The organism is Brucella thiophenivorans (genome assembly GCF_002252445.1).
GTDB classification, from domain to species: domain Bacteria; phylum Pseudomonadota; class Alphaproteobacteria; order Rhizobiales; family Rhizobiaceae; genus Brucella; species Brucella thiophenivorans.
Window position 1 is genome coordinate 19,775 of sequence record NZ_NNRJ01000008.1, and the last position, 22,397, is coordinate 42,171.

Sequence of the window (22,397 nt, forward strand, 5' to 3'; positions counted from 1 at the left end):
TCGTGCCTTATCTCAGCTTCAATGTGGAAAGGCCAATCATGGCGAGGATAATAGCCACGATCCAGAACCGGATCACGACCTGACTTTCCGTCCAGCCCTTCTTTTCAAAATGGTGATGAATAGGTGCCATCAAAAACACACGCTTGCCGGTAAGCTTGAATGAACCAACCTGAATGATGACCGACAGCGCTTCGACCACGAACAATCCGCCAATGATCGCAAGCACGATTTCGTGCTTCGTCGCAACAGCCACAGTGCCAAGCATCCCGCCGAGCGCCAGCGAACCCGTGTCACCCATAAAGATTGCAGCAGGCGGCGCATTGAACCACAAAAAGCCAAGCCCAGCGCCAATCACAGCACCCAGCACCACCGCAAGCTCACCCGTACCCGGAACAAAGTGGATTTGCAGATAATCCGCAAAAATCGCATTACCCGAAAGGTATGCGATGAAGCCAAAGGATGCTGCCGCAACCATAACCGGCACGATCGCCAAACCATCAAGACCATCAGTCAGGTTTACGGCATTGCCGGCACCAACCATCACGAATGCTGCCAACGGAATGAAGAACCAGCCAAGATTCAGAACAAACTGTTTCACAAATGGGAATGTCAGCGAGGACGAGAACGGCTCCTGTCCTGCGCGCATGATGATAAAGGCAGCAACGGCTGCAATCAGAAACTCGATTGCCAGACGCGACTTGCCCGAAAAGCCCTTGTCGGACTGTTTCGTCACCTTGAGATAATCGTCATAAAAGCCGATAGCGCCAAAACCGACGGTAACCATCAAGACAACCCAGACATAGACGCTGGAAAGATTGGCCCAAAAGAAACACGATACCAGAATGCCGGTCATGATCATCAGACCGCCCATAGTGGGCGTACCGGCTTTTTTGAAGTGGGTCTGAGGGCCATCAGCACGGATTGGCTGACCTTTTCCCTGTCGTGCACGCAGCGAATTAATGATCGCAGGGCCAAACAGAAAAACGATCAACGCCGAGGTGATCATCGCTCCGCCGGTGCGGAACGTGATGTAGCGGAACACGTTGAACGCTGTCACATGATCGGCGAAGACTGAAAGAAGCATCAACATGCGGAGAAAAATCCCTCAAAAACGGCTATTCGGCGGGCACCACTGGCGGAAACTGATTGGTAAGCGCCTTGACGATCTTGGAAAAGCCAATTCCTTTGGATGACTTCACCATGACAACGTCACCGGGACGCACAGCCTTCGTCACCAGCGGCAACAATTCTTCGGTGCTCTGCCTGTATTCGACGTGAATTTCAACCGGCAAGGCGTTTTTGAGCACCGACATTTCGCGTCCACCGATGTAAAGCACGTTCACTTCTGCATCCACGATAGGACGTGCAAGATCGGCATGAAGCTTGCCGGACTGACGACCAAGCTCCAGCATGTCGCCAAGAATGGCAATGCGGCGACCGCGCGGCGCTTCGGGCGGGGTTGCTTGCAACAACGAAAGCGAAGCGCGCATTGATGTTGGGTTAGCGTTGTAGCTTTCATCGATCAACGTGAAAGAACCGCCATCCGGGTGTTCCAGCACATGACGCGCGCCGCGTCCACCTTCAGCGGTCAGTGTTGCCATGGCGATTGAAACTTTGGCCATGTCTGCACCAACCAGATGGGCAGCACCCAGAACCGCCAGCATGTTCTGCACGATATGACGGCCCGGCATGCCAACTTTCACGAAAGCTTCTTCGCTGCCGATCTTCACCGTCATGCACGAGCAGGTCGGATGCATCTTCACTTCGCGCAAGCGATAATCGGATTGTGCATTTTCTCCGAAGGTCACGACATGCTCGACGCCGGCCTTTTCAGCCAGTTCTTCCAACTGTTTGAAACGCTTGTCATCGCGATTGAGCAATGCATAGCCGCCGGGCACAATGCCTTCAAATATCTCGGCTTTTGCCACTGCAATCTCTTCGAGATTGGCAAAATGACCAAGGTGCGCCGGTGCAATCAGCGTGATCATCGCAACATGTGGACGCACCATCTTTACCAGTGGGCGAATTTCGCCATGATGGTTCATGCCGATTTCGAACACACCATAATCTGTGTCAGCGGGCATACGCGCGAGCGTCAGTGGCACACCCCAATGATTGTTAAATGAAGCAACCGAGGCATGAACCTTGCCGCAATCGGCCAAAACATGGCGCAGCGCTTCCTTGGTCGTCGTCTTTCCAACAGAACCTGTTACGGCAATGATCTGAGCCTTCGAGCGTTCACGCGAAGCAAGACCGAGTTTGGTCATTGCATCCAGCACATCCTCGACCACGATCATTGGAATTTTAAGATTACCAAGTGCGGGGAGCCGGGATTCATTGACGACCAGAAGACCGGCACCCGCAGCCATAGCAGCAGTTGCAAAATCATGGCCGTCAAACAGATCGCCTTTGATCGCAAAGAAGGCTTCACCGTCTTTGAGCGTACGGCTATCAATGGAAATTCCGGTGATCCCCGCAGGCAATGTACCGAAGGGCCGGCCTTCCATGGCCTCCACCATATCGGCAGATGTCCAAAGCCAGTCACTCATCCCTCATGCTCCTCAATACTTATTCTCTTCAAGGCGGGCAGCCAGTGCCGCCGCCACCTCCGAATGGTCCGAGAACGGCAGCGTGATGTCGCCGACGATCTGGCCCTCTTCATGCCCCTTGCCCGCAACGACAAGCGTGTCGCCCGGCATCATCATCGAAACAGCAGTGAAAATTGCCTCGCGACGATCACCAATTTCCACAGCACCTTGAGCCGCTACCATAATTTCCGAACGGATCTGCGCAGGCACTTCCGAACGCGGATTGTCATCAGTGACAATGGCGACATCGGCAAGACGTGCCGCGATTTCACCCATGATCGGGCGCTTGCCCTTGTCACGATCACCGCCACAGCCAAACACCACGATAACGCGGCCTGTGGTAAATGGGCGAACAGAAGTCAGAACATTTTCAAGCGCTTCCGGCTTGTGCGCATAGTCCACGTAGGCAGGCGCACCGCCTTCGGTTGCACCCACGAGATCAAGGCGGCCCGGTGCACCCTTAAGACGCTCCAGCGCACGCATAGCAGCCGCAGCCGGAACACCCGTCACCATCGCCAAAGCTGCTGATACCAGTGCATTGGCGACCTGAAAGTCGCCCGCCAACGGCAGCTCGACTTCAAAGATTTCATCACCGATCCGAACTTCGACATGCTGACGGAAGCGTTCATGCTCAACACGCTTGATCGTGATGAAATCACCCTTGCGACCCACCGTTTTCACATCGCATCCGGCAGCTTTTGCTGCTTCGATTGCCTGTGGCGAGAACTGATCATCCGCAAAAATAATCGCTGGCGCGCCATTCGGCAAAAGCGTATCGAACAGGCGCATTTTGGCGTTCAGATATTCCTCAATCGTCGAGTGATAATCCATATGATCGCGACCAAGATTGGTAAAAGCGGCAGCTGCGAGCTTCACACCATCGAGGCGACGTTGATCAAGGCCATGCGAGGAGGCCTCCATCGCAGCATGGGTTACACCTTCATCAGCAAGCTCGGCCAGAACGCGATGCAACTCGACCGGATCAGGCGTCGTCAGCGAGTTGTAATCACTGCGCGTCGGCGAAAAGACACCCGTGGTTCCAATATTTGCGGCAGGAAAGCCAGCATAGGCCCAAATCTGGCGCGTAAACGAAGCAACGGAAGTTTTCCCACTCGTACCCGTAACCGCAACCATAACTTCCGGCTGTTTGCCGTAAAACTGTGCGGCTGCTACCGCCAGTGCATTGCGCGGATCATCAACATGCAGGACTGGCACGCCCAGATTATCCAGCGCTGTATTTTTACCAGCAATAATGGCAACTGCGCCGCGCTTGACTGCATCAATCGCATAGGCGGAACCGTCGGCCTTCACGCCTTTAAGGGCCGCAAACAGGAAGCCGCGCTCAACTTTGCGCGAGTCCGAAGTCACACCTGAAATATCCACTTCGCCCGCAGCATCGGTGGCCAGTTCTTTAAAGAGTGTAATGTCCTTCAACTTCATGGTCATCAAAATCCAGGTTCAGTGGTACAGTTCCTGCTTTCCGCAGCAAAACGGCACAATTCAGTCGTTTACAGAATCAAGAGAAGCGATTTCAGACTCAGCTGGCGCAAATTCCTGTTTAAAATCGGGCTTAACTCCCAAAAAAGTGGCCGAGCGACGAATAATTTCTGAAACCATCGGCGCAGCATTCAGACCGGCTGTTGCAGTTAACTTGCCTTCTTCAGGCTTCGGTTCATCGATGATGGTCAAAACGACATAGGTCGGATCATCCATCGGAAAGGATGCAAGAAAGGCATTAAAGCGCACATCTTTGGAATAGCGACCATGCACAACCTTTTCCGCCGTCCCTGTCTTACCACCGACGCGATAACCCTGAACGGTTGCACGCTTGCCTGAACCGCCGGGCGCGGTTGCGTTCAGACGATAAAGATAACGCATGTCGGCTGATACTTGCGGATGAATGACCTGCTGGGCAACCTGATTGGCCTCAGCCTGCGTACGTGTCAGGAAAGTTGGTTCGATCAGCTTGCCACCATTCATAAGTGCTGCAGCACCCACAGCAGTCTGAAGCGGTGTGGTCATCATGCCATGACCGAACGAAATGGTCATGGAGTGAACTTTTCTCCAAACACGCGGCTCGACAGGACGCGCCACTTCAGGCAGTTCTGTCTGCATACGATCCAGCAAGCCCATCTTCTTCAAGAATGCGCGATGGCCTTCGATCCCGACCACATTGGCCTCATGACCAGAGCCGATATTGGACGAGAAAATAAACACTTCCGGCAGCGTCAGAACGCGGCCCTTACCATGAAAGTCGCGAATGGTCTGACGTCCGATTACCAACGGACGCGATGCGTCGATCTTCGACTGAAGCGTGAACTTTCCGGAATCAAGCGCCATTGCCGTCGTGAAGCTCTTGATCGTTGAGCCCATTTCATAGGTGCCGGCCGACATTCGGTTGAGGCGATCCTTATCCAGCGCATGAACAGGATTGTTCGGATCAAAATCCGGCACAGAAGCCATCGCTATGACTTCGCCTGTCTTCACATTCAGTACAACAGCACCCGCTGCAATTGCGCGATAACGTTCGACAGCCTTAACCAGCACGTCGCGCATAATGTGCTGAACGCGAATATCGATGGAGAGCTTAACCGGCTCAAGCGACTGCGCCGTTGCCATACCGGCAGCACGCAGATCGCTCAGACCCTGACTGTCGATATATTTTTCCATACCCGCAATGCCCTGATTGTCGACATTGACGAGACCGAGAATATGAGACGCGGTTGGACCACCTGGATAAAAGCGGCGCTTTTCCGTACGGAACCCAATACCCGGCACGCCAAGCGCCATGATCTGGCTTTGTTGGCGCGGGGTTAGGCCACGCTTCACCCACACGAAGCCTGCACCACTTTTCAAGCGGCGATAGGTTGCTTCCCAGTCAAGATCGGGAATGACGGTCGAAAGAAGTTCGATTGTTTCATCGGGGTCAACAATTTTGCGCGGTTCAGCGAAAAGCGAAGCAGTTTTGATGTCGGTTGCAAGAATTTCGCCATTGCGATCGAGAATATCGGGGCGCGACGCGAGCTGATGCACCGAGGGACCGTTGGAATCTTCATCTTCGCCACCGATCACACCGAAATAAACCAGCTTTCCGCCGATCACGCCATAGATGCCGACAAAGCAAACAATAGCCATCCAAAGACGATTGCGTGCACGGTTGCCGTGCTTTTTACGCAAGCCGACAAATGCCATATTGCCAGCGAGCTTTTCGTTGCCAGCCGGCGAACTGCCGTCATCGATATTCTTTTTGTTCTTTTTGGAAAATCCGAGCTTCAGCCGCATGATCAGTGCCTCGCTCCATTCTTCTTAATGCTTCCAGTTGTCGTTGCATCTGGTTCCAGAACACCGCTGGCGACAAGTTCATCGCTACCGGAAATAAGCTTCTGTATATCGTCCAACTGACGTTCAGGAATATCTTCCACACCCATGGCAAGCTGTTCCGCCTCAATCGGGGCAAGTTTTAGTTCATCCGAGTAAACGCCAACCAGGCTCTGCAAGCGCCCCGGTTGCCGCATCAAAGCCCAGTCTGCGCGCAACAGCGTGATCGTATCCCTTTCGGAATCGATCTGACGCTGTAGTTTTGCAATGACAGCGATCTGCCTCTCCGCATCATATTTGATGGTATAGGTGATCGTTGCTGCCACCAGCATCGCCGCTATCATGATGAGTTCAAAAGTACGCAGCACTCGTTCAACTCCGGGTCAGTTCATGCGTTTCAGGCAGCTTTGGCAGCCCGAAAAGCGAAAGATCATCTTCAAGAGGCGGATTTTCAGTCCGGATACCGGCCCGCAATTTTGCAGAGCGTGCACGCGGATTACGTTGTTCTTCCTCGGCGCTCGGACCAACAGCTCCCTTGACCGCAGGTGTAAAGCTTGGATGGCGCACATGCGTTTCCGGCAAATGCCGCGATCCCGCGCTGCCCCCGACGCGATCAGCAAAGAAGCGCTTGACCATACGGTCTTCGAGAGAATGGAAGGTGACCACGACCAGACGACCACCGGGTTTCACAACCCGCTCAGCCGCAAGCAATGCCCGCGCCAACTCACCCAATTCGTCATTTACATAGATACGCAGCGCCTGAAACACCCGCGTTGCTGGATGAATAGGCACCTTTGGATTACGACCAACCAGCGCTTCAATGGCATTTGCCAGATCAAGCGTGCGCGCAAAAGGCTGCGCTTCGCGACGCTTTTCGATCATGCGCGCAATACGCCCCGCATGACGCTCTTCGCCTAAGAAATTAAAAATACGTGCAAGATCGCCCATCTTCAGACGGTTCACAACATCGGCAGCGGTTGGACCTTTGTTCGACATGCGCATGTCGAGCGGCCCATCTTTCTGGAAAGAAAAGCCACGCTCTGCTTCATCAATCTGCATCGACGATACGCCAATATCGAGCACAACGCCGTCGACTTTGCGGTCTTCCCCCAACACCTGAGCGACTGCCTCATCAAGCTTTGAAAACCGACTTTCGACCAGATTGAGCCTGCCATCGAACTGCTTCACAAGCGCCTGTCCGGCCTCAATCGCGGTCGGATCACGGTCAATTGCAATCACATCTGCACCCTGCTCAAGAATGCATCGCGTGTAACCGCCTGCACCAAAAGTGCCATCCACGATCACTTTGCCACTTTCCAGCTTAAGGGCGTCGATCACTTCGGAAATAAGCACCGGAACGTGACGGACCTGAGCCCCTTCGGCTTGAGATTGGTCTCTGCCGAGGCTAGCCATCATCCCGATCCTTTCCCGGGAAAAATCCCGCTATCCTATATTTTCTGCATGAATTCCGGCCAATTCACGACAAGCGCCAAATCAACGGATTCGTTCAAACAGTTATCGGATATTAAGCTTAATGAACCGTTATCCTTTAAGGTCTGTGGGGGATTAGTTTTGGAGCTTGTACGGATGAAAACTGCACAGGTTGAGGAGCCAAACCGAACCTGGATTCGTTCTCCATTGAGGTTTTGCGACGCAGAGCTGGGCTATTTTCACCATTTCCCGACGGTACGTGGCGGCTTTTGTCACTGAAGGCGTCGCACGCGCCGCCCTCAACCTACTTCCCAACAGGCGCGGCGCTGACGGTTCATAAAACCAGACGTTACACAAAATTTTCCCGCTTCTTTTCATCTCCTGCTGGCAATGAATCGAGCGCGTTAATGGTTTTTCCGACCAATCACAAATTTATGAAAAGACATCAATCTGTTCTCGTTGACGAGAAATGAACACAGTCATATTATTTGCAAATAGTTTGCAATTGCATTTGAAGGCATATTCGATGGCATTTAAAGTGGCCGATCGAGGAGATACTCCTCCCGTACACGCGGACGTTACATTTGAAGGTTGGCGTCGTGACCGCGGCGAAGCTTCGATGTCCGATGTTCACCGCTCGATACGCATTAACAGATCAGGTTCTAAATTCCGCCGCGCAATGGCTTTTTTCGGCCCCGGCTATCTGGTTGCAGTGGGGTACATGGACCCCGGCAACTGGGCGACATCGCTGGCCGGTGGCTCACGCTTCGGCTACACATTGTTGTTGGTCGTGCTGATCTCAAATCTCATGGCTGTGCTGTTGCAGGCGCTCTGCACGCGACTTGCCGTTGCAACCGGGCGCGATCTGGCGCAGGCCTGCCGCGATGCTTATCCGCGCTTTCTTGCTTGGCCTTTATGGTTGCTGGCAGAACTCGCCATATGCGCGACCGACCTTGCGGAAGTCATCGGTACAGCGATTGGTCTTAATCTTCTTTTCGGTATTCCGCTGGAAATCGGCGTCATTATCACCGCTGCCGACGTGCTTCTGGTTCTTTATTTGCAGAACAAGGGTTTTCGTCGCGTGGAAGCACTGATTATCACGCTTTTGGGTGTCATCGCTCTTTGCTTCCTGATTCAGATTTTAATGGCGGAACCCAAATGGGGCGAAGTAATCCGGGGCTTTGCGCCGACGACAGAAATTATTCGCAACCCGGATATGCTTTATATAGCGCTCGGCATTATCGGTGCGACTGTCATGCCACATAATCTTTATCTGCATTCCGGCATCATCCAGACCCGCGACTACGGTCACACACTGCCCGAAAAGCGTGAAGCCATCCGGTTTGCAACGCTTGATTCAACCATTGCCCTGACCTTTGCATTGCTAGTCAATGCGTCGATCCTCATCCTCGCCGCTGCAAGTTTTCATGCAACCGGCAATACTGGCGTTGAAGATCTCGACAAAGCGCATGCTTTGCTCAATCCCCTGTTGGGTTCTGCATTAGCACCAACACTTTTTGCCATTGCACTTCTGTGCTGCGGATTGAATTCCACCATCACTGCGACCATGGCTGGTCAGATCGTGATGGAAGGGTTCATCGATATTAAGCTCAAGCCCTGGCTGCGCCGTGCCATCACACGCTTTGTCGCAATCGTTCCCGCTGCAATCGTCACCATCATGTATGGATCACAAGGCACAACCGAACTGCTCATCCTGTCACAGGTCGTTCTGAGCTTACAGCTTCCCTTCGCCATCATACCGCTGGTGATGTTTACCGCAGAAAAGAAAAAGATGGGGGCGCTGGTTGCACCACGCTGGGTGACACTTCTTGCAGCAATCACAGCATGCATTATCGTCGTGCTGAACATGAAGCTCATCTACGATTTCTTCATGGGTGTCCCGTTGTAACAAATAGATAAAATGTCAGTCGGTCTATAAGCCGGGTTTTGTATGGCCGGACTTGCGTCCAACGTGGCAGCCATTCATCTGGGACGGATGTTGCCACCCGCCTCTTGCAACCCACCCGGACGGCTGATCCGAAAACTGATTACCGATCCTTGCAAACCGGTGCGCCGTCCCTATTCGGTCTTGCTCCCAATGGGGTTTACCGTGCCGCCTGTGTTGCCACCGGCGCGGTGGGCTCTTACCCCACCCTTTCACCCTTACCCCGTCATCCCTGCCGTTCAGCTTAAACGGTACGGAAGACGGGGCGGTCTACTTTCTGTGGCACTATCCCTGGGGTCGCCCCCGCCGGGCGTTACCCGGCATCGTGTTTTCATGGAGCCCGGACTTTCCTCACCTGCCGCCTTTCAGCATATGACAAGTGCGGCTGCCCGACCGACTGACGGCGCGTATATAACATGATCGAAGAAACTGGGAACCGTGTTTCGAAAAGATTATTCACAACGCAAAAGCCGGCAGCGAAACCGCTACCGGCTTTTCGTTCACATCATCGGTCTAAAACTCTACGCGACCGACAACACAAAACTTTAGAGCGCATCCAGAAAAGTGTGAAACAGTTTTCGGGATGCGCGTTAAAACAGATGCTTCGAGCGCCGATCTGATCCAATCAGATCGAAACGCGCTCTAAAGCCCAGCCATATAGGACTTCACCGAGCTACAATATTTTGCAGACGTTGGATTCATGCGCTTGGCGCCGTGACCGGCATTATATTTGAGGATCGTGCCGCAGGTGCTGCCGCCACCAAGCTTCTGTGCCTGTGCGAGATATTTCATACCGTACTGGATGTTGGTTGAAGGCTCATAAAGCCCTTTGGCCGAACCGGAATAACCAAGGCCACGAGCGGTCGAAAGCTTGATCTGCATCAGACCGATTTCGCCAGCCGCACCACGTACATCTGGCTGGAAGTTGCTTTCATGACGAACCACCGCATGTGCAAGCGCCGAGGGTACGCCATAAGTCGCTGCATAGGAGTTTATGATCTGGGAATACGGCTTGCCGCTCCTCTGTGCTGACTTTGGAGCCTCATTACGCGCCTTTGAGCGCTTAGCACTCTTTGCAGTCGGTTGAGCACGCTTGGTAATCACAGAAGCCTTCTGAGCTTTCTGTTTTGGTTCAGCCTTTGTGGCGTCAGCGGAACGTGAAGCCTTTTCAGACTGGTTGGCTTCTGCAGCCTTATTCATTGCTCGTGCCTTGAGAAGGGCTGCAAGATTGGTTGGCTCATTAACCGGAGCACTCATCGCAGAATTAAGGCCAAAAGAACTCATGGCGCCAATGAGGGCGCATACAACAACAAAATTTACTTTCATAACCTACCGTCTTGGATCTTTTTTATACGGTATCGCCGACCCTGAAGATCGCAATGCCATTTGATTTATGATCCAGCTCAACAGGCTTTTGTCTGCCCGTCGTCGCTGGGAATGGCAGTTCATTTGGTGGGGAAATGCAGCCGAAGATTGGTTGAGGAAGTAAAATAGTCTTACAGGTTGTAATAAACACTGTCACAATCCGTGATACGCGTATTGATGGAAAATCACCACCACCTAAAGCTGCAAATTCGCTAGCATGATGAATCTATTACAGAAATATGAAAATATTTCGCTCCCTACTTCCGAGGAGCGAGCATGCCTTATGCGGTAACATTTTGCAGTGAAAAAATAAGCCGGTAGAGGGTATCTATAGTGGATACGTCGGCAACACCGTCCACATTTTGTGTCCGAAAATGCCGCTGAAACGCCTTAATCACCGTCTCGGTCGTCTCATCGAACACACCATTAATCTCAATTTTATAACCATAAAGCGCAAGCATAGACTGTAAAGCCTCGACCGGCTGCCCCTGTTCACCGCGCGCAAGAAAGCGTCCGCCACGGATAGACGCTGGCTCAATATAATGGCCGATGCCTGCTTCGTGGAGTTTTCTCCATGGGAAACTATGCCCGGGGTCGGTCTTACGCTCAGGCGCAATGTCCGAATGAGCCAGTACATTTTCAGGCTGGATTTCATAACGCCCACAAATACTGCGGCACAAATCAATCACCGATTCGATCTGTTGCTCTGCAAAAGGCGGATAGTTTTCCAGATTACCCGGATTGACAATCTCAATGCCAATCGAGGCCGAATTGATGTCGGTTTCACCCTTCCAGAAGCTGTTGCCCGCATGCCATGCACGGGCCTTTTCAGACACCATCTGCACAACACGACCATCCTCGTGCACCAGATAATGCGCCGATACTTCGCGTTCCGGGGATTTCAACACGTCCAAGGCTTCTTGTGCGGTGGCTAGCCCCGTGTAATGCAAAATGAGATAGGTCGGTGTCTTGCCATCGCGTCTCGGACCAAAATTTGGAGATATATCCAGCAATGCGCCCGGATAATCAGGCTTTACCAGCGCGAGATCGGCTAAGACTTCTTCCTGTGTGACGTCTGCACCGCTCATGCTGCCTCCAGTTGTTTCTCTACGCTGGCCCAAGCCGAATTAATCGCAGCAAGGCGCGCATTGGCAATATTGATGAATTCGAGTGGAAGACCTTCGGCAACAAGCCTATCCGGGTGATGTTCTTTCACAAGCGCACGATAACGCTTACGCGCATCCTCAAATGAAACGCCACGCACCAATCCAAGAATGGCAAAGGGATCGCCCTCGCCGCGATTAACATGCCTGAGTGCGATGCGATCAAAGCCCTCTTTGTCATAGCCGAAAATTTCGGCCACGCTCGACAAGAAAGCCATTTCTTTCTCATGCACGTAGCCATCTGAGGTTGCGATATGAAACAACCCGTCGAGAATATCCTCCAACAGGTGGCAGTTCTCGTCACCTTCACGGCATAGTCCGGCAAGCTGACGCGCATAGCTTTCGTAGCCCGCGACATCCTGCTGCGCGAGATTATACAGCTTAACAACATGGGCATATTCTTCTTCAGGCACGGAAAAAATGCTCTTGAAGGCGCGAAACTCGTCCTGCGTCACCACGCCATCGGCTTTTGCCATCTTGGCGGAAAGCGCGATCATTGCGATGGAGAAAGCAACGCGTCTGCGCGTGTCTGCATCACCCTCGAAAACCGTTCGCACAGCTTCAATAACGCTCGAAATAGCGTTAAACGTTAGGGAGGTGACAAATTCACCGATGCGGACCCAGATCGACATGAATCGTTTCTATATAATTCCGTAAAGACTGGAAACAACAACCCGCTGCAAAAGTCGAAAAAACAATATTTTACAAGAATATGTGATCTTTAATGATAATTATTGCGCGGCCTGACGCGCATCAAACGACCGTTGTGCGGCATCAACCGCCGCCGCACCCGCAGCCTGAACCTGCTCGGCTTTCTGGCCAACTGATTTTGCGGCAGCTTCCGCATTGACGCGTGCGCGTTCTATTGCGGCCTTCTGCTCTTCCGGCGTCATAACTCCCGAATTATCCTGCAACGCCTTTATAAGATCAGGACCTGTCTGCTCTTGCGCAGGGGCAGCAGTTGTCTGCGCAGGCTCTGCGGGTGCTGCGGCCTGTTCTTCATCCCCTCTACCGCAAGCGGCAAGGGCAACAAGAACAATAGCGGAAATCAAAAAGAGAAAATTACGGCTCATAACGAAAGACATAACCGAAGAAAGCCTGCGTTTGAACATGGAAAACGCAGTTATACTGTCTTTATTGACGATCACTGCGGGATTATTCATCAACTTTTCTCCTTACGGGACGAATGGCGATCCGACAATCGGACCGCCATTCGTTATCCAGCCGTATCGGCGGGTTATCGTCACGCACACCGCGTATTAGTTTGCGGGTGGCGTTGTTGGTGCCGGCGCTGGCGCCGGTGTTGCAGGCGTGGTCGTTGTTGTATCTGTGTTTGCAGGCGCGGATGGCGTGCTTGTCGTATCTTTTGAATTGTCACTGCACGCTGCAAGACCCAAAAACGATACGGCAGCAACCGAAGCAATTAAAAACTTCTTCATGATGGCTATCCTTCCCTAATAAGTCAGCGTTGCGGGGATATAGCCAACGCTCTCTGGTTTCTCGTGTCTGACCGTTCGAACGGCCAATCACCTTCGCAAGACAATCGTCACACCGCTCTTAAGTCCCCGGCGATGCTTCTGACGATGCCAACATCACAGGACAAAACGGCAAGCTTGCGGAAAGGTTCTCTCAATTAGTCTTACGGCTGGTAACAAACCGAAATAATAACAAAGTAGTAACCATATTTCCCGCGTCACGCGTCTGTCACCCGAGAGTGCTTAACTTCGGCAGCGAGAGCGGATTCGTCTTTCATGAACGGCACATTTTTTCGAAAGCCACTTCTTGCCTTTCAAAATGCGCTTTAAAAAATACGGGGAATTGGGAATGACCAACCAGAATGGCAATGGCACGATCCTCAAGCGCGCAGTCACGCAAAACCATCCGCTTTCGCGCGATGGCGTGTCCGAAAGATTATTCGCGTGGCTGTTCAAAGGATTGGTCTATCCGCAGATCTGGGAAGACCCGGAAGTGGATATGATCGCTCTGAACATTCAGCCGGGCCATCGCATCGTCACAATTGCATCGGGTGGCTGCAATGCGCTTTCTTATCTGATCGCTGATCCCGCCAGCGTAGAGGCCGTCGATCTGAACAGCGCCCATGTTGCGTTCAACCGACTGAAACTTGGTGCCTTGAAGCACCTGCCCGATTATGCGAGCTTCTACCGCTTTTATGGCAAGGCCGACGACAAAGCCAATCTCGCAGCCTATCAGCGTTTGATCCGCCCGCATCTGGACAACGAAAGCCGCACCTATTGGGAAAAGCGCCAATGGAGCGGTCGGCAGCGCATTTCCATCTTCTCACGCGATCTCTATCGCCACGGCTTGCTCGGTGTCTTTATCGGCATGGGCCACCGCGTCGCCCGCCTTTACGGTATTGATCCGCGCGACATTCTTAAAGCACGCTCCATAGAAGAACAGCGCAGCTATTTCGACACGGCCCTCGCCCCTTTGTTTGAAAAGCGCATGGTGCGCTGGGCCACGGCGCGCAAATCCTCGCTGTTTGGCCTTGGCATTCCACCGCAACAATATGATGCGCTTGCAACAGCGGGAAACGGCGACATGGCCTTTGTGCTGCGCGCACGCCTTGAAAAGCTCGCCTGCGCCTTTCCGCTCACGGAAAACTATTTCGCGTGGCAGGCTTTTGGACGCGGCTATAGCAATGATGAAGACACCGGTCCCTTGCCGCCTTATCTGTCGCGGACGAATTTCGACACTGTGCGCGCCCGCGTTGATCGCATGAGTGTTCGCAATGCAAATTATACGGAATTTCTAAGCCAGAAACCGGCCTCATCCGTGGACCGTTATATTCTGCTCGACGCGCAGGATTGGATGAACGATACCCAGCTCAATGCGCTCTGGAGCGAAATCACCCGCACGGCAGCCCCCGGCGCGCGCGTTATCTTCCGCACGGCGGCAGAGCCAAGCTTGCTACCGGGCCGCGTTGATCAGACCATCCTTGATCACTGGGACTATCAGGAAGAAAAGTCCCGCGAACTACATGATCGCGACCGCTCCTCCATCTATGGTGGCTTCCACCTCTATATTCTGAAAGACGCATGAATGGGCGCTAATCCAAGAACCGTTCCGGGTATCGATCATGCCAGCCTGATGGACCGGGTCTATCGGCGTCAGCGACATTTTTACGATGCCACGCGCAAATATTATCTTCTCGGCCGCGATCCAATGATTGCGGGCCTGAATGTACCCAAAGGCGGCAGCGTTCTTGAGATCGGCTGCGGCACAGGTCGCAATCTGGTCAAGACAGCCGAGACCTATAAGGATGCGCAGCTTTTCGGCATCGATATATCGGCAGAAATGCTTGATACGGCTCGCAATGCCGCCAAACGAGCCAATATTGCGGACCGCACCAGACTTGAACTGGCAGATGCAACGCATTTTGATCCCGCTACACTTTTCAACGTAAATAGTTTTGATCGCATCTTCATTTCCTATGCGGTTTCGATGATCCCGCAGTGGCAATCAGTCATCACGGAAAGCATCCGGCATTTAAAGCCCGGCGGCGAACTGCATATTGTCGATTTCGGTGATCAGAAGCGCCTGCCGCGATGGTTTAAGAAAGCGCTCTTCACATGGCTAAACTGGTTCCACGTCACGCCACGTGAAGACCTTTTCACGGTTTCAGACCGGCTTGCAAAAGAACAAAGCGCAAGTTTGAAATGCAAAGTTCTGCATCACGGCTTTGCATGGATCTCCATTATCCGCGCAACTCCATAAAAATTTTGAGCAAAGTTTTGCCGTCTCAACTGGTGACGCAGACAACGGGATCGCGTAACCCTTGTTAAGACTGATTCGCGACACCGGGACTATTGTATGAACGCTCTCGCCAGCCGCTGCTTTCTTGCTCTTGGAGCTTTTCTTCTGTCTGCCTGTACGACAGTGGATTACGACTTTTCAGATGTAAAAAAGTCCAACACCAAGTTGCAGCAGATGGCGCGACCATCGGGTACCGTCAATGCTCCGCGTTTCGGCGATCGCAAGCCGTTTGAATGGACGGGCCGCACCCCGTGGCATTATCCAGTTCATGGCACTGATGTTTCCAAATATCAGGTCGATGTTGACTGGAATGCAGTTCGCGCCAGCGGCATTTCATTTGCCTTCATCAAAGCCACCGAAGGCGGCGACCGTTTTGACGAGCGCTTTACCGAACACTGGAACGGCGCAAAACGGGCGGGCATTCCGCGCAGCGCTTATCACTTCTATTATTTCTGCCGTCCGGCGATCGAGCAGGCCCGCTGGTATATCCAGAATGTACCGCGTGATCCAAACGCCTTGCCGCCAGTGCTTGATATGGAATGGAATGCGCATTCTCCTTCATGCAAGCTGAGGCCGAATGAAGCAATCGTGCGCAAGGAAATGAAGATTTTCCTTGATGCTGTCGAAAAGCATTATGGCAAACGCCCGATCATTTATACCACCGTCGACTTCTTCGATGAGAATAATCTCAATCAGCTGCACGGCTATCCGTTCTGGTTGCGCTCGACGGCTGGTCATCCAACAGAGAAATACGGGCCTCATCCATGGACATTCTGGCAATATACCGGAACAGGAACCATCCCCGGCATTAAAGGCGATGCAGACATCAATGTGTTTGCAGGCAGTCAAGCCGCCTGGAAAAAGTGGCTGGAAAGCAACAAGGTCCGTTAACTCTTCATCAATTGAAGGCTCACACCAAGTTTTGCTTCATTTCCGATGCGTGATGAGGCAATAGCTTGAAAAACAAATTGGGAAGTTTTTTCCCTTTAATTGTGAGTTTTCCGATGAAATTTATAGTTTCAGTCATGGCGACAGCCTTGCTGGCATCGACCGCTTTCACTGGCGCACAGGCTTCCGGCTCTCCCGCACCGGCAGCGAGCGCCGAAAGTACCGTCAATCTTCCAAGGCCCGAATGCGAAACCGATTACGGTCAGTGGATGGAAAATCTGACCAAGGAAGCTCGCGAAGCAGGCGTTGGTGAAAAGGGTCTTGCAGAACTGCACAAGGCAACGCTTGAGCAAAAGGTTCTTGATCGCGACCGCAAGCAGACCGTTTTCAACCTCACCTTCACCGAATTTTCCAAGCGCCTCATCTCGGAAGCGCGCCTGAAAAATGGTCAGAACAATCTGATCAAATATGCCGATGTTTTCAAAAAAGTTGAGGACACTTATGGTGTGCCCGGCCCGGTACTAGCAGCCTTCTGGGGCCTCGAAACAGATTATGGTGCCATTCAGGGCGATTTCGATACGCTCAATGCGCTTGTCACGCTGTCCTATGATTGCCGTCGCCCGGACCTGTTTCGTCCACAACTGATTGCGCTGCTCAAGCTTTTCGACACCGGCGTCGTCGATGCCGCCACAACAGGCGCATGGGCTGGTGAAATTGGCATGATGCAGCTTCTGCCAAAGGATTATCTGGAGCGCGGCGTCGATGGCGACGGCGACGGCATAGTCGATATGAAAACCAGCGTTCCTGATGCAATGATGACTGCTGGGCGCATGATTTCCGAACTCGGCTGGAAGCGCGGCGAGCCATGGCTTGAAGAAGTGCGCATCACCAAGGATCTGCCTTGGGAAGAGTCCATCCGCACCAACCGCAAGCCCCATTCATGGTGGGCTGAGCAAGGTGTTATGGGCCTCAATGGTCCACTCGGTCCCGATGATGGTGATGCATCGCTGTTGCTGCCACTCGGTCGCAAAGGCCCCGCGTTCCTGTCTTATTCCAACTTCGACATTTTCGTCGAATGGAACAAGTCGATCGTTTATGCCACGACCGCCGCCTATTTCGCCACCCGCCTCGCTGGCGCGCCTGCCTTCAATCCGGGCAATCCCGATCAGGGTCTGACGCAGGAGCAAATGAAGGAACTGCAGACTAAGCTGCAGGCGCGTGGATATGACATGGGCAAGATTGACGGCGTATTCGGCGTGCTGACCCGCGATGCCGTTCGTACCGAACAATTGCGCCTCGGAATGCCTGCGGATTCATGGCCAACGCCTGAACTGCTCGAAAGGCTTTAATTCAGAATTAATCGAAGGCGCGGACCAGTCCGCGCCTTTCAACTTTTAAAAACCATTTAAGCGCCATGATCTCCACCCTGATTATCGTTATACCCGTTTTCGCCCTCATCTTTTCCGGTTGGGGTGCTTTCAGGCTGAAGATATTGGGACCGCATGCAATCGCAGAACTCAATCGTTTTGTGGTCTATCTGGCCTTGCCAGCGCTGCTTTTCGACATCATGGCCAACACCCATGGAAGCGATTTGTGGCAGCCGGGCTTTATCAGCGTCTTTCTATTGAGCAGCGCCGTGGCCTTTGCCCTGCCCTTCCTTATGCGGCTGCGCGGCAAACTGCCTTTAGCCGACAATGCGCTTGATGGTCTGAATGCCGCCTATCCCAATACCGGCTATATGGGCATCCCGCTTTCGCTGATCGCTTTCGGATCAGGCGTGCTGGCTGCAACGACAATTTCCATCATCATCACCGTCTGCGTCACCTTTGCATTCGCGATCATTTTGATCGAGATCGGCATGCAGACGGAAAAAAAGCCGCTGCATCTTGCCTGGAAAGTCGCACGCTCACTCATTCGCAATCCGCTGCTCGTTGCACCCGCACTGGGAACGCTCGTGTCATTCGCGGGCATAAGCATCCCCCCGCCTGCTGAAGCTTTTCTGAAAATGCTTGGCGGTGCGGCGTCACCCTGCGCGCTTGTGGCACTTGGACTTTTTCTGGCACAACCACGCAAAATCGAGCGTGACAGCATCAATGCAATCTCTTTCCTTGTATCGGTCAAGCTGATCGTGATGCCGCTTACAGCATGGCTGCTTGCGGTCTATGTGTTCAATCTGCCAACCCATCTTGCACAAAGCGCAACATTGCTTGCAGCCCTGCCCGCTGGCACTGGCCCCTTCATGCTTGCCGAACATTACCGTCGCGAGGCAGCTATAACGTCCAATGTGATCCTCTGTTCGACAGTTCTTTCGGTACTGACTCTGTCGGCTTTTCTCGCCTTCATCCGCTAAAACGCGGCGATACAGTCACGGAAATTGGCGCTTTCGTGGCATTTTCATGAAATGTGAACAAATTTTTACAGTTAAAAATTTCAATGACTTAGGTGGTAAACAGAAGGTTTTTTTCTCAATCACCGCTTATTGCAGTACGAAATCTTCTTTTGTTTGAGACGTTTTAAGCTTAGATTCCATTTCTCTACCAGCGCGTGTCCGATCTTATCGGGCGCATAACAGGAGACAGACCAATGGGACTTACGCGATCTCTGAATGTCCTCATGATCTGTGCAGCATTCGCATTTGTTGCAGCGTTGATAGCAGGCGTTATTCCCTGATTGGGAATGGCCTGAGCCATTAGACGGTATCGGTTTTTTGAGGATAGACTGATACCGTTTTCAAAAAAGAAGCCCGGTTTCAAACCGGGCTTTTTATGTTTCAGGCGACTTGCAGTGAAGCCTCGGTTTTAGATCGGATGCCGATCATATGGCAGATGGCATAAGGCAAATCGGCACGGTTCATCGTATAAAAATGGAAATCCTGCACGCCACGCTCGATCAAATCCATCACCTGCTCGGCAGCGATCGCCGCTGCAACAAGCTGATGTGTCTGTGCATCGTTTTCCAGCCCATCAAAACGCTCTGCAAGCCAGGCCGGAATATGTGTCGCAGAACGCGCACAGAAATTGCTAACCTGCTTGAAATTATGCACCGGCAGAATGCCCGGAACGATCGGGATATAAATGCCCGCACGACGCACGCGCTCGACATAACGCTCATAAAGATCGTTCTCAAAGAAGAATTGCGTAATGGCACGCGTTGCACCATTATCGACCTTACGCTTGAGCATATCGATGTCTGTTGCAAAATCCGGACTTTCGGGATGCTTTTCCGGGTAAGCGGAAACCGAAATATCGAAATCGGAAAGCTTGCGAAGACCACCCACAAGATCAGCACCATTCTGATAGCCACCTTGTGTCGGCACATATTTCTCGCCGATCCCGCTTGCCGGATCACCGCGAAGGGCCACAAAGCGATTGACGCCGAGTGCTGCAAATTCCTGCGCGACGTGATCGACTTCTTCCCGCGTTGCATCAACACAGGTGAGATGTGCCGCAGGCTGAATGTCGGTTTCTTTGAGAATGCGCGCAACTGTGCGGATCGTGCGCTCGCGCGTCGAGCCACCCGCACCATATGTTACGGAAACAAATTCAGGCTTGAGCGGCGCCAACCGCGTGACCGTTTCCCACAGGCGCTGTTCCATTTCTTCCGACTTTGGAGGGAAGAATTCGAACGATACCCGTGTGGTCTGGCCGATGTCAGATCGGCGTGAAAGACCGTAAAAGCCCATTAGACTGTCTCCGTCATGCTTGCATTCTGTGGTGCAGGGTCAGCAATCAGCAGACGTGGGTCACGGGCAAGCCACAGCTTCACCGTCAGTCCATCATCGCCATTTGCAGCCTTCGGCCCCAGTTCAGTCGTTGTCGCAGGTTCGAGCCCCGCTTCTTTCATCCAGCCAAGCATCTGCTCATCGCTGAAACCAAGCCGCAAATGCGCGTGTTCCTCGCGCAGAAACTCAAGCCGGTGCGGAGCAAAATCGACAATCAGCAAACGGCCGCCCGGACGCAACGCGCGCGCTGCCTCACGGATCGCAGCCAGCGGATCATCCAGAAAATGCAGCACCTGATGGATTGTCACCAGATCAAAGTTTTCGCGCTCAACCGGCAGCGCATAAACATCACCCTGACGCACCTGCGCATTGCCAACCGATGCGAGATCAAGATTGGCTCGCGCCACAGAAAGCATGTCGCGATTTATATCAATGCCGAGCCCACGCACATAAAGCTTCGAGAACAGCTCCAGCAGGCGGCCCGTACCAGTGCCCACATCAAGCATGGCCTGAAACGGCTTATCACCAACGATATTCTTAAGCGCTATTTCCACAGCATTTTCGGGAACATGCAGCTTGCGGATTTCATCCCAGCTAACAGCATTGGCACTGAAATAAGCCGCTGCCTTCTCCTGACGACTGGATTTGACCTGCGACAGCCGCTCCATATCGCGCTCAAGCAACGTATCCGCATTATCAAGCCGCAATAGCAGATTGCGCGCAACTTCACCGCAAAGCGCATTATCCGACAGCCGGAAATAGGCCCATGCACCTTCCTGATAGCGATCAATCAGATCAGCTTCACCGAGCAACTTCAGATGGCGCGACACACGCGGCTGAGATTGGCCCAGAATTGTGGTGAGGTCCGAAACGGTTAGATCGCCTCTGGAAAGAAGCGCAAGGATGCGCAGGCGGCTTGGTTCAGCCACTGCTTTTAGCACATCCACCATTTGTTCGAGCTGCAAGCGCAATCCGCAACCTCCATACGCTTCTAAAGATATAAAGATATGTTTATGTGAAATACGGCGGTTGTGCAAGCGATTTTCACAAATCCACACACAGCAAAACAGAAGCCTGACGGAGAAGCCATTTGAAGCAGAACATAATCGCGATATGATTAAATCGAATCTTGCTGACAGCGGAAAAGGATGACCGCCATGGGTGCAAGCACTGTACGACAAAAGGCAATTGCAAAATCGCTCACGCTTTTGCTTCCCGCAGTCCCCTATTCAGATTCAGAGCCAATCCGTGCGGCGGCTCTTGCGCCGCATATGAAAACACTTCCACCATCCATCGCCGTTTGGCTTGCGACAGTGGCCCATGTTCGCCATGCGCACACAGACTATGACGCGCTACGCGATGACGGTTACGATAAGGATTCAGCGCGTTTCTTTGTGATGAATGCAATCAATTCCAAACTGACGGAGTGGCGCGCAACAAGGCTTGTGACCGCCGACGAAGACGAAAAGGTCGATATGTAGAAAGCTCTCAGATTACTTCTGCAAAACAATGAAAAGGCGTGGAAAACGAAGAAGAACACGACCGTCTTTGGTTTCAAGATAATGCCGGCCTATTGCCGACTTATAGGCGCTCAGATATTGGCTTCGTTCCGCCTCATCCAGCGGATCAAGAAACGGACGCAGACCAGTCGATTTGACCCATTCAACAATTGCATCAACGCCGTTGAGCGGATGATTGTAAATTGTGTGCCAAATATCGATACGCGACGCCTCACCCGCAAAAGCATTATAGAAATCAGAAACAGGCGGCAGCGCTGCTCTTCCCGTTCTGCCTATTTTTGCACTAAACGCTTCTGTTTGGGCCACCTCGCGCATGGCGACATGCGATGGCTCCGCAATATTGTCAGGCATCTGAACTGCCAGAAATGCACCGGGCTTTAGAAGCGATACGAGACGCCTCATTTCTGCAACGGGATCAGCAAACCACTGAAAAACTGCATTGGAAAACAGAACATCCGTTTCCGCATCCGGCTCATATAGCATTGCATCCGCTACTAAAAATTCGACCTGTGGCAAACGTGCCTTCGCCTTTTCAATCATATCGAATGAGCTATCAAAACCTGAGAGCCTGAATCATAATGAATGTAACGATATCAGGCTCTTGCGATACGCCGCGTAAGGAAGCGGATATTTGCGATGTAAATCCAGGCTTCGGAAGAAGCGATGGTTTTCTCGAAGTCTTTG

The 22,397-nt window shown here is 52.6% G+C and carries 19 protein-coding genes, 1 other RNA gene and 2 pseudogenes; 7 read left to right on the plus strand and 15 right to left on the minus strand.

Features of this window, described 5'->3' with window-relative positions; translation table 11 throughout:
- Nucleotides 1-7 precede the first annotated feature (7 nt).
- From mraY to rsmH, 6 genes are read right to left on the minus strand one after another with little or no spacing between them, the layout of a single operon-like run.
- A complete protein-coding gene (mraY, locus tag CEV31_RS01500; RefSeq protein ID WP_094505142.1) occupies nt 8-1,090 on the minus strand; it encodes a phospho-N-acetylmuramoyl-pentapeptide-transferase in 1,083 nt (360 codons plus the stop codon).
- 25 nt (nt 1,091-1,115) lie between these two features.
- Nucleotides 1,116-2,549, minus strand: coding sequence for a UDP-N-acetylmuramoylalanyl-D-glutamyl-2,6-diaminopimelate--D-alanyl-D-alanine ligase (locus CEV31_RS01505; RefSeq protein WP_094505143.1), 1,434 nt, complete (start codon nt 2,547-2,549; stop codon nt 1,116-1,118).
- A 12-nt stretch (nt 2,550-2,561) separates the two neighbouring features.
- Nucleotides 2,562-4,034 carry a UDP-N-acetylmuramoyl-L-alanyl-D-glutamate--2,6-diaminopimelate ligase gene (locus CEV31_RS01510; RefSeq protein WP_094505144.1) on the minus strand — a complete coding sequence of 491 codons (1,473 nt, stop codon included), beginning with the start codon at nt 4,032-4,034 and terminating at the stop codon, nt 2,562-2,564.
- Between the two features lie 54 nt (nt 4,035-4,088).
- Nucleotides 4,089-5,870: a peptidoglycan D,D-transpeptidase FtsI family protein gene (locus CEV31_RS01515; RefSeq protein WP_094505145.1), complete on the minus strand. Its 1,782-nt coding sequence runs from the start codon at nt 5,868-5,870 to the stop codon at nt 4,089-4,091.
- 2 nt (nt 5,871-5,872) lie between these two features.
- Entirely contained in the window at nt 5,873-6,274 is a 402-nt protein-coding gene (gene ftsL / locus CEV31_RS01520) for a cell division protein FtsL (RefSeq protein ID WP_094505146.1), read from the minus strand.
- A gap of 4 nt (nt 6,275-6,278) precedes the next feature.
- Nucleotides 6,279-7,322 (minus strand): 16S rRNA (cytosine(1402)-N(4))-methyltransferase RsmH, encoded by a 1,044-nt coding sequence (gene rsmH / locus CEV31_RS01525; protein ID WP_210190864.1) that lies wholly within the window; start codon nt 7,320-7,322, stop codon nt 6,279-6,281.
- Between the two features lie 541 nt (nt 7,323-7,863).
- On the opposite strand from rsmH, the gene CEV31_RS01530 reads away from it, so the two are divergent.
- Nucleotides 7,864-9,246 (plus strand): Nramp family divalent metal transporter, encoded by a 1,383-nt coding sequence (locus tag CEV31_RS01530; RefSeq protein ID WP_094505147.1) that lies wholly within the window; start codon nt 7,864-7,866, stop codon nt 9,244-9,246.
- An 11-nt stretch (nt 9,247-9,257) separates the two neighbouring features.
- Here CEV31_RS01530 and rnpB read toward each other — a convergent pair.
- The 6 genes and pseudogenes from rnpB to CEV31_RS01560 all read right to left on the minus strand — a co-directional run bounded on the left by rnpB (nt 9,258) and on the right by CEV31_RS01560 (nt 13,249).
- Nucleotides 9,258-9,683: RNase P RNA component class A (gene rnpB, locus CEV31_RS01535), an RNA gene on the minus strand.
- 241 nt (nt 9,684-9,924) lie between these two features.
- Nucleotides 9,925-10,608 carry a lytic transglycosylase domain-containing protein gene (locus tag CEV31_RS01540; RefSeq protein WP_094505148.1) on the minus strand — a complete coding sequence of 228 codons (684 nt, stop codon included), beginning with the start codon at nt 10,606-10,608 and terminating at the stop codon, nt 9,925-9,927.
- A gap of 320 nt (nt 10,609-10,928) precedes the next feature.
- Complete coding sequence (locus tag CEV31_RS01545; RefSeq protein WP_094505149.1) at nt 10,929-11,735, minus strand: N-acetylmuramoyl-L-alanine amidase; 807 nt, start codon at nt 11,733-11,735, stop codon at nt 10,929-10,931.
- On the minus strand, nt 11,732-12,442 hold the full coding sequence (locus CEV31_RS01550; RefSeq protein WP_094505150.1) for a J domain-containing protein: 711 nt from the start codon (nt 12,440-12,442) through the stop codon (nt 11,732-11,734). The genes CEV31_RS01545 and CEV31_RS01550 overlap by 4 nt, the downstream gene beginning before the upstream one ends.
- A 99-nt stretch (nt 12,443-12,541) precedes the next feature.
- Nucleotides 12,542-12,933 (minus strand): annotated as a pseudogene (locus CEV31_RS01555) (hypothetical protein).
- A 136-nt stretch (nt 12,934-13,069) separates the two neighbouring features.
- Nucleotides 13,070-13,249, minus strand: coding sequence for a hypothetical protein (locus tag CEV31_RS01560; RefSeq protein ID WP_094505151.1), 180 nt, complete (start codon nt 13,247-13,249; stop codon nt 13,070-13,072).
- A gap of 385 nt (nt 13,250-13,634) precedes the next feature.
- On the opposite strand from CEV31_RS01560, the gene CEV31_RS01565 reads away from it, so the two are divergent.
- The 5 genes from CEV31_RS01565 (at nt 13,635) to CEV31_RS01585 (ending at nt 18,822) form a co-directional block, all read left to right on the plus strand.
- Nucleotides 13,635-14,870 (plus strand): DUF3419 family protein, encoded by a 1,236-nt coding sequence (locus CEV31_RS01565; protein ID WP_094505152.1) that lies wholly within the window; start codon nt 13,635-13,637, stop codon nt 14,868-14,870.
- Nucleotides 14,871-15,545: a class I SAM-dependent methyltransferase gene (locus CEV31_RS01570; protein WP_094505153.1), complete on the plus strand. Its 675-nt coding sequence runs from the start codon at nt 14,871-14,873 to the stop codon at nt 15,543-15,545. It abuts the gene before it with no gap.
- Nucleotides 15,546-15,641: 96 nt separating this feature from the next.
- Nucleotides 15,642-16,475, plus strand: a complete 834-nt coding sequence (locus CEV31_RS01575; RefSeq protein ID WP_094505154.1) for a glycoside hydrolase family 25 protein — start codon at nt 15,642-15,644, stop codon at nt 16,473-16,475.
- Between the two features lie 113 nt (nt 16,476-16,588).
- The gene (locus CEV31_RS01580) at nt 16,589-17,821 is read left to right on the plus strand and encodes a lytic murein transglycosylase (protein WP_094505155.1); all 1,233 of its coding nucleotides are present in this window, start codon (nt 16,589-16,591) and stop codon (nt 17,819-17,821) included.
- 65 nt (nt 17,822-17,886) lie between these two features.
- Nucleotides 17,887-18,822, plus strand: a complete 936-nt coding sequence (locus CEV31_RS01585; RefSeq protein WP_094505156.1) for an AEC family transporter — start codon at nt 17,887-17,889, stop codon at nt 18,820-18,822.
- 420 nt (nt 18,823-19,242) lie between these two features.
- Here CEV31_RS01585 and metF read toward each other — a convergent pair whose 3' ends face one another.
- A complete protein-coding gene (gene metF / locus CEV31_RS01590; RefSeq protein WP_094505157.1) occupies nt 19,243-20,154 on the minus strand; it encodes a methylenetetrahydrofolate reductase [NAD(P)H] in 912 nt (303 codons plus the stop codon).
- The gene (locus CEV31_RS01595; protein WP_094505164.1) at nt 20,154-21,143 is read right to left on the minus strand and encodes an ArsR/SmtB family transcription factor; all 990 of its coding nucleotides are present in this window, start codon (nt 21,141-21,143) and stop codon (nt 20,154-20,156) included. The genes metF and CEV31_RS01595 overlap by 1 nt, the downstream gene beginning before the upstream one ends.
- Nucleotides 21,144-21,350: 207 nt before the next feature.
- Between CEV31_RS01595 and CEV31_RS01600 the strand changes: the two genes are divergently transcribed.
- Nucleotides 21,351-21,674: a DUF2293 domain-containing protein gene (locus CEV31_RS01600; RefSeq protein ID WP_094505165.1), complete on the plus strand. Its 324-nt coding sequence runs from the start codon at nt 21,351-21,353 to the stop codon at nt 21,672-21,674.
- Between the two features lie 12 nt (nt 21,675-21,686).
- Here the strand turns inward: CEV31_RS01600 and CEV31_RS01605 are convergent.
- Nucleotides 21,687-22,283, minus strand: a pseudogene (locus tag CEV31_RS01605) (methyltransferase domain-containing protein); the annotation flags it as partial.
- Between the last annotated feature and the right edge of the window lie 114 nt (nt 22,284-22,397).